The following is a 7,050-nucleotide window of genomic DNA, read 5'->3' on the forward strand; positions in this document are numbered from 1 at the left end:
GGTGAACCCCCGCCCGGCCCAGTCCCCCCAGCCCCACCAGCCCCAGCGGTCCACTGCCCCGGCCCCGGTCGCCGCGCCGGACCCGTACTTCCCGAACAGCGGGGACCCCCGGTACCGCGTCCACCGCTACGAACTGGCGCTGGACTACCGGCCGGGCCCGAACCGGCTGGGCGGCACGGCCCGACTGAGCGCGGTCGCGGTGACCGCGCTGGCCGAGTTCGCGCTGGACCTGGCCGAGTTCCGGATCGGCCGGGTGCTGGTGGACGGCAAGGCCGCCCGCTACACCCACCGGGCGGGCAAGCTGCGGATCCGGCCGGCCAAGGCGCTGGCGGCGGGCGCGGCGTTCACCGTCGAGGTGCACTACACCGGCAATCCGCGGCCGGTGCGCAGCCCGTGGGGCGGGCTGGGCTGGGAGGAGCTGACCGACGGCGCGCTGGTGGCCAGCCAGCCGGTCGGGGCGCCGTCCTGGTTCCCGTGCAACGACCGGCCAGCGGACAAGGCGACGTACCAGATCGCGGTCACCACGCCGTCGCCCTACACGGTGGTGGTGGGCGGGCGGCTGCTGACCCGGACCACCCGGGCCTCCAGCACCACCTGGGTGTACGAGCAGGCGGCGCCGACCTCGACGTACCTGGTGACGGTGTCGATCGGGCAGTACCGGCCGGTGGCGCTGGCCGAGCGGCCGGCGGTGCCGCAGACCGGGTTCGTGCCGGAGCGGCTGACCGGCCCGTTCGCGGCCGACTTCGGGCGGCAGCCGGCGATGATGGCCTGCTTCGAGGAGGCCTTCGGCCCGTACCCGTTCGGCGAGTACGCGGTGGTGGTGGCCGACGAGGAGCTGGACGTGCCGGTGGAGGCGCAGGGGGTGGCCACCTTCGGCACCAACCACCTGGGCGGCGGCTGGGAGCGGGAGCGGCTGGTCGCGCACGAGCTGGCGCACCAGTGGTTCGGCAACAGCGTGTCGGTGGCCGACTGGAGCCACATCTGGCTCAACGAGGGGCTGGCGAAGTACGCGGAGTGGCTCTGGTCGGAGCGTTCGGGCGGGCCGTCGGCCGCCGCCCGGGCGGCCGACGCGCACCGGCTGCTGGCCGGGCTGCCGCAGGACCTGCGGCTGGGCGACCCGGGCCGGAAGCTGATGTTCGACGACCGGCTGTACCAGCGCGGCGGCCTGACGGTGCACGCGCTGCGCCGGGCGCTCGGGGACGCCGCGTTCTTCCGGATGCTCAGGGACTGGGCGGGCTTCCACCGGCACGGCGTGGTCGACACGGCGGACTTCACCGCGCACGCCGCCGGGTACGCGTCGGCCCCGCTGGACGGGCTGTTCGAGGCGTGGCTGTGGCGGCCGGAGCTGCCGCCGCTGCCGGTGTGACGGAGCCTCCGCACTGGCGCCGGGCCCGGGGTCAGGCGATCTCGGGCACGGCCCGGTGCAGGCCCTTGCGGTCGTAGTAGCGGGTCATCGCGAAGCCGAACAGCAGCGCGGCGACGGTCCCGATGGCGATCCAGATCCAGGCCCGGGCCAGCCCCGCGTCGGCCTGCGCGTCGAAGAACAGGATGGCCCGCACGCCGTCGGTGAGCTGGCGCATCGGCTCGAACAGGGCGAGGAACTTGTAGAACGACGGCAGGGCGTCCAGCGGGATGGTCGCGCCGGAGGACGGCAGGCCGAGCACGATGAAGACGAACATGCTGATCAGCAGGCCGAGCCCGCCGAAGGCCGCGTTGATCGCCTGGACGCCGAGGCCGACCGCGCTGGTGGCGCAGACCGAGAAGACCCAGAGCAACGGCAGGTGGGCGGCGTCCATGTCCAGGATCACCACGCTGGCCAGCATGATCAGCGACGAGGTGAGCAGCGACAGGACCACCGACATCGCGCACTTCACCGCGAGGGTGCTGGTCCGGTTGATCGGCACCACCGGGTGGCGGGCCCGCCAGGGGCCGATCTCGTTGTCGGCGTAGCCGAGCGCGACGTCGACGCCGTTGCCGATGATGTTGGCGCCCATGAAGCCGGCCAGCACCAGCAGCAGGGTGTAGTAGAAGGCGGTGAGGCCGAGCCCGCTGCGGTTGCCGATCGGGTGGCCGGGGGTGGTGCTGACGGCGATCGGGTCGGCGATCAGCAGCCGGGCCGCGTTGCCCGCGCCCTGGGCCTGCGGCAGGGCGGCCAGGGTGGCGCCGAGGTGCAGCGAGGCCCGGTGGACGGCCTGCTGGCCGATCTGGGCGGCGAGCGAGGAGCCGAGGCTGCCGACACCCGGGTTGGTGTACTGGACGACGGTGGGGCGGGCGGGTTCGGCGCTGGTGGCGCCGAGCGCGGCGACGGTCGCGGTGAAGTCGGCCGGCACCTGGAGCGCCCCGTAGAGCTTGCCGGAGGCGAGCTGCTCCTTCGCCGTCGCCTCGTCGAGCCGGCGCCAGGACACCGCGTCCCCCTGGCCGGGGGCGGTGGCGATGCCGGTGAGGAGCTGTTCGCCGAGGTTCTGCTGCTGCCCGCCGACGGTGGCGCCGCGGTCGGTGTTCACCAGGGCGATGGGGACGTCGTGCAGGTCGGCGCGCGGGTCGAGGATGCCGCCGAGGTAGAGCAGCGACATCAGCAGGCTGAGCAGGCCGACCAGAACGCCCGGGACGACCCAGAGCTTGGGGTTGCGGAGCACCCGGCGGGCCTGGACGCCGGTGGCCGGTTCGGGCCGGCGCGGCTCGGGAAGGGTCGGCTCGGGGTGGCTGGGCATGACGCTCCGTTACGTGGTCGGCCGGATCGCACAGACCCTAGGAGCGCCGAGGGAGCGGGCCGTGGCGCCACGCCGCCGGGGTCGCCCGGCACCACCGGCCCGGCCCATGGACGGAGGGGCCGGGCCGGTGGTGCCGGACGGGGGTCCGTCAGCCGGTGAAGCCCGCCGTGATCGAGGTGAACTGCCAGTCCTTCTGGGCGATGCCGGAGCAGGTCTCCTGCTGGCCGCCGCCCGGGCAGCCGCGGTCGCGGTTGACCGACCAGAAGGCGAGCCGGGCCAGGTGGTGGCCGTTGGCCCAGTCGCGGATGGCGGTCCAGTTGCGCACGGTGGTGGTCTCGCCGGTGTCGCTGAGGCCGTTCATTCCGGAGATGCCGATGTGCGCGTAGGCGGTGGCGTCGTTCCAGCCGAAGGTGGACTTGAGCTTGGTCTTCAGGCCCTCGGTGGCGCTGACGGTGGCGGCGTACATGTCGGTGGAGGCGTTGCCGAAGTCGAACGGCATGATCGTGAAGACGTCGATGTCCGCGCCCAGCGCCTTGGACCGCTCGATCAGCCGGTTGCCCCAGGAGGTGGGGCCGGTGGTGGCGGTGCCGAAGGTCAGGATGGTGCGCAGGCCGGGGTTGTTCTTCTTGACGGTCTTGAGCGCGCCGATGACGCGGTCCTGGACGGCGGCGTTCTCGAACTCGTCGGTGTTCTCGATGTCGACGTCGATCGCCTTGAGCCCGTACGCGTCGATCACCTTCTGGTAGGCGGCGGCGAGGTCGGCGGTGGTGGCGCAGTTGGGGCCGAGCTTGTTGCCGCTCCAGCCGCCGATCGACGGCACGACGTCGCCGCCGGCGGCCCGGACGGCCTTGATGGTCGCCTGGTCGACGCCGCCGAGCAGCGGGCGCTGGCTGTCCCAGGCGGGGTTGCAGCCGTTCTGGGCGAGGACGAACGCCAGGGTGAACCACTTGACGCCGGTGGCCTTCATCACCGTGGTGGCGGCCGGCGGGTTGCCCCAGCCGTTGTACAGGTAGGGCGCGGCCTGCTTGAAGCCGGCGGCGGTGGCGGCCGGCGGTTCGGCAGCGTGGGCCGCGGCCGGCGCGGTGAACGCGGCGGTGGCGGCGAGCAGGGTGGCGGCGCCGACGGCGGGCAGGCGGGTGCGGTGATGCACGGTGGCCTCCGGGAAAAGGTGGGGGACGGCGGTGCGGGGACGGCGGTGCACGGGGCCGTCAAGTGGACTGGACCAATCGACGGCGTCAGGCATCCTCCCCCGAAGCGTCGGTGACGACACGTCCGGTCCGGCGCCGGGCGGGCGGTCCGGGCAACGGGCGGATTGCCTGGAAATACGGTGGAAGGCGAGGGTCGCGCCGAACTAGGTTGGGGGCGGCCGTGCCCCGGCGCGGCCGACCGAACCGCCGTCTCCCGTCAGAGGATCAGATGACCCACCTGTCCGACGAACTGCTCCCCACCACCCGCCGCGCGCTGCTGCACCGGCTCGCCGTCGCCCAGTCCGAGGGCCGCAGCCCCGCGGTGGTCGGCGCCCTGGTCCGGGACGGCCGGCTGGTCTGGAGCGGCGCCCGCAGCATGATCGACGACCACGCGCCCGACGCCGACGTGCAGTTCCGGATCGGTTCGATCACCAAGACCTTCGTCGCCGTGCTCGTCCTGCGGCTGCGCGACGAGGGCCTGCTCGACCTCGCCGACCCGGTCGAGCGCCACCTCCCCGGCACCCCCGCCGACGGCGCCACCGTCGCCCAGCTGCTCTCCCACTCCGCGGGCCTGGCCGCCGAGACCCCCGGGCCGTGGTGGGAGCGGACCGACGGCGCGCTGCGCCCCGCGCTCGCCGACATCCTGGAGGAGGAGCGGCCGCGCCGGCACCCGGTCGGGCGCGTGCACCACTACTCCAACCCCACCTTCGCGCTGCTCGGCGCGCTGGTCGGGCGGCTGCGCGGCGAGCACTGGGGCGAGGTGCTGCGCCGCGAGGTCCTCGAACCGCTCGGCATGGACCGCACCACCCTGCTCCCCGAGCACCCGCACGCCGGCGGCTTCGCCGTCCACCCGTGGGCGGACGTCATGCTGCCCGAGCCGCTCACCGACACCGGCCTGATGGCCCCGGCCGGCCAGCTCTGGTCCACCGCCACCGACCTCGCGAAGTGGGCCGCCTTCCTGACCGGCGGGGACGAGAAGGTGCTGTCCGCCGCCACCGTCGCCGAGATGCGCCGCCCCGCCGTCGCCCCGGAGCCCGGCGACTGGAGCGAGACCTACGGCCTCGGGCTGCAGCTCATCCAGCACGAGGGCCGGATCCTGCACGGGCACGCCGGCTCGATGCCGGGCTTCAGCGCCGGGCTCTGGATCAGCGAGACCGACGGCCTGGCCGCGATCGTGCTCGCCAACGCCACCCACGGCACCCGCACCACGCTGGTCGCGAGCGAGCTGATCGCCCTCACCGCCGAGCACGAGCCCCGGCTCCCCGAGCCCTGGCGGCCGCTGCCAGAGGTGGACGAGCGGCTGCTCGCCCTCACCGGCCCCTGGTACTGGGGCGCCGCCCCGCACGCCCTGCGGCTGCGGGCCGACCGGGTGCTGGAGCTCGCCCCGCTCGGACAGCTCGGCCAGTTCGGCCGCGGCTCCCGCTTCCGGGCCGAGCCGGACGGCACCTGGACCGGGCTCGACGACTACTACGCGGGCGAGACCCTGCGCGTGGTGCACGCCGCCGACGGCTCGGTCAGCCACCTGGACATCGGCTCCTTCGTGCTCACCCGGGAGCCGTACGGCCCGGCCGAGGCCATCCCGGGCGGCCTCGACCCGCAGGGCTGGCAGACCTTCTGACCCGCGCCCCGAGCGGTAGCGCAACCCGCGCCGCGCCGCGCCGACCGCCCGTCCCCGCCCCCGACCAGGCGGGGGCCGGGCGGTCGCCGTCTCGCGGCGCGGGGACGACCCGGGGACGGCGGCACCCCGGCCCCCGCTTCCACCCCGCGCGGCGGAGGATTCGGCGGCGTCCTGGTGCCCAACAGGTGTCCCGCACACGTCAGGTGTCCCCATTCAGCAGGTGCACATCTGCGCTCCGCCGAACCGCAACGTGGATTCCAGTCGGCTTGGAGAGACATACGGGTGCCGGTTCGCGGGCCCGCCGAGCGCGCGGGCCGGACCGGTGCCACGGAACCCCCGTGGCTGCCCGTCGTCCGTGCTGCCCTGGAGGGTCCGCCATGAGCACCGTCCCCACGTACACTCCGCCCGCAGTCACCCCGAGCCCGGCCCCCGGCCCGGCCCCCGCCTCCGCCGCCGGCTCCGCCTCGGCCGTCTACACCGTCGCGCTCGCCCGCGACGAGGACGACGTCCGCGCCGCCCAGCGGCTGCGCCACCAGGTCTTCGCCGCCGAACTCGGCGCCACCCTGCACAGCGACGTCCCCGGCCTGGACGTCGACCCGTTCGACGAGTTCTGCGACCACCTGCTGGTCCGCGAGGGCGAGGACGGCACCGTCGTCGGCACCTACCGCCTGCTGCGCCCCGAGGCCGCCCGCCGGGCCGGCCGGCTCTACTCCGACGGCGAGTTCGACCTCGGCAACCTGGCCCCGCTGCGCGACGGGCTGGTCGAGCTCGGCCGCTCCTGCATAGCCGCCGAGCACCGGGGCAACGGCGCCGTCATCAACCTGATGTGGGGCGGCATCGCCCGCTACCTCGCGGACACCGGCAACACCTGGGTCGGCGGCTGCTGCTCGATCCCGCTGGACGACGGCGGCGCCACCGCCGCCCGGGTCTGGGACACCGTCAGCGCCAAGCACCTCGCCCCCGCCGAGTACCGGGTCGCCCCGCACCGCCCCTGGGACGCCACCGGCGTGCCGCGCGCCGAGAAGGCGCCGCTGCCCGCGCTGCTCCGCGGCTACCTGCGGCTCGGCGCCTGGGTCTGCGGCGCGCCCGCGCACGACGCGGACTTCGACTGCGCCGACCTGTACGTGCTGCTGTCGCTGGAGCGGACCGACCCGCGCTACCTGCGGCACTTCCTGTCCGGCGTCGGCGGGGTGGGCACCGCCGCCCCGGCCGCCGCGCCGGGTGCCGCGTCGACGGGTGCCGGGCCGACGGACGGGGCCGGGTCCTCGTCATGAGCGTCTGGCTGCCGACCGCGCCGTGCACGCCGGCGACCTGCCTGACCGAGCAGGCCCCGGCCGTCGCCCTCCCCCGGCGGGTGCTGCGGCTGGGCACCTTCCTGGTGGTGCTCGTGCTGGGCCTGGCGCTCACCGTCCCGGCGAAGCTGCTGCCGCGCCGGCCGCGGCACGCGCTGGCCCGGTTCTGGGCGCGCGGGCTGCTCGGCGCGCTCGGGGTGGCGGTGCGGTTCGAGCCGGGGCCCGGCACCGGCCCGGGCCCG

4 protein-coding genes and 2 pseudogenes are annotated in these 7,050 nt (G+C 75.1%); 4 read left to right on the plus strand and 2 right to left on the minus strand.

Annotation, left to right across the window (positions count from 1 at the left end; all coding sequences use genetic code 11):
• Position 1: 1 nt before the first annotated feature.
• Positions 2-1,366 carry a M1 family metallopeptidase gene (locus tag AB0N76_RS26085; RefSeq protein ID WP_363560896.1) on the plus strand — a complete coding sequence of 455 codons (1,365 nt, stop codon included), beginning with the start codon at positions 2-4 and terminating at the stop codon, positions 1,364-1,366.
• Between the two features lie 31 nt (positions 1,367-1,397).
• Here AB0N76_RS26085 and AB0N76_RS26090 read toward each other — a convergent pair whose 3' ends face one another.
• Together AB0N76_RS26090 and AB0N76_RS26095 are read right to left on the minus strand one after the other, a co-directional pair.
• Positions 1,398-2,711 (minus strand): DUF3533 domain-containing protein, encoded by a 1,314-nt coding sequence (locus AB0N76_RS26090; protein ID WP_363560898.1) that lies wholly within the window; start codon positions 2,709-2,711, stop codon positions 1,398-1,400.
• A 148-nt stretch (positions 2,712-2,859) separates the two neighbouring features.
• Positions 2,860-3,744 (minus strand): annotated as a pseudogene (locus AB0N76_RS26095) (chitinase); the annotation flags it as partial.
• A gap of 383 nt (positions 3,745-4,127) precedes the next feature.
• Here AB0N76_RS26095 and AB0N76_RS26100 point away from each other — a divergent pair.
• The 3 genes and pseudogenes from AB0N76_RS26100 to AB0N76_RS26110 all read left to right on the plus strand — a co-directional run.
• Entirely contained in the window at positions 4,128-5,516 is a 1,389-nt protein-coding gene (locus AB0N76_RS26100; protein WP_363560900.1) for a serine hydrolase domain-containing protein, read from the plus strand.
• A 377-nt stretch (positions 5,517-5,893) separates the two neighbouring features.
• Entirely contained in the window at positions 5,894-6,790 is an 897-nt protein-coding gene (locus AB0N76_RS26105; RefSeq protein WP_363560902.1) for a GNAT family N-acyltransferase, read from the plus strand.
• Positions 6,787-7,050 (plus strand): annotated as a pseudogene (locus tag AB0N76_RS26110) (1-acyl-sn-glycerol-3-phosphate acyltransferase); the annotation flags it as partial. The gene AB0N76_RS26105 and the pseudogene AB0N76_RS26110, both read left to right, overlap by 4 nt.

Source organism: Kitasatospora sp. NPDC093806 (assembly GCF_040683335.1).
In the GTDB taxonomy this organism is placed as follows: Bacteria; Actinomycetota; Actinomycetes; order Streptomycetales; family Streptomycetaceae; genus Kitasatospora.

Excerpts from the sequence above, each read along its gene's own strand:
- AB0N76_RS26090 (WP_363560898.1), bottom strand. The coding sequence starts at position 2,711 with ATGCCCAGCCACCCCGAGCCGACCCTTCCCGAGCCGCGCCGGCCCGAA.
- AB0N76_RS26100 (WP_363560900.1), top strand. The coding sequence starts at position 4,128 with ATGACCCACCTGTCCGACGAACTGCTCCCCACCACCCGCCGCGCGCTG.
- AB0N76_RS26105 (WP_363560902.1), top strand. The coding sequence starts at position 5,894 with ATGAGCACCGTCCCCACGTACACTCCGCCCGCAGTCACCCCGAGCCCG.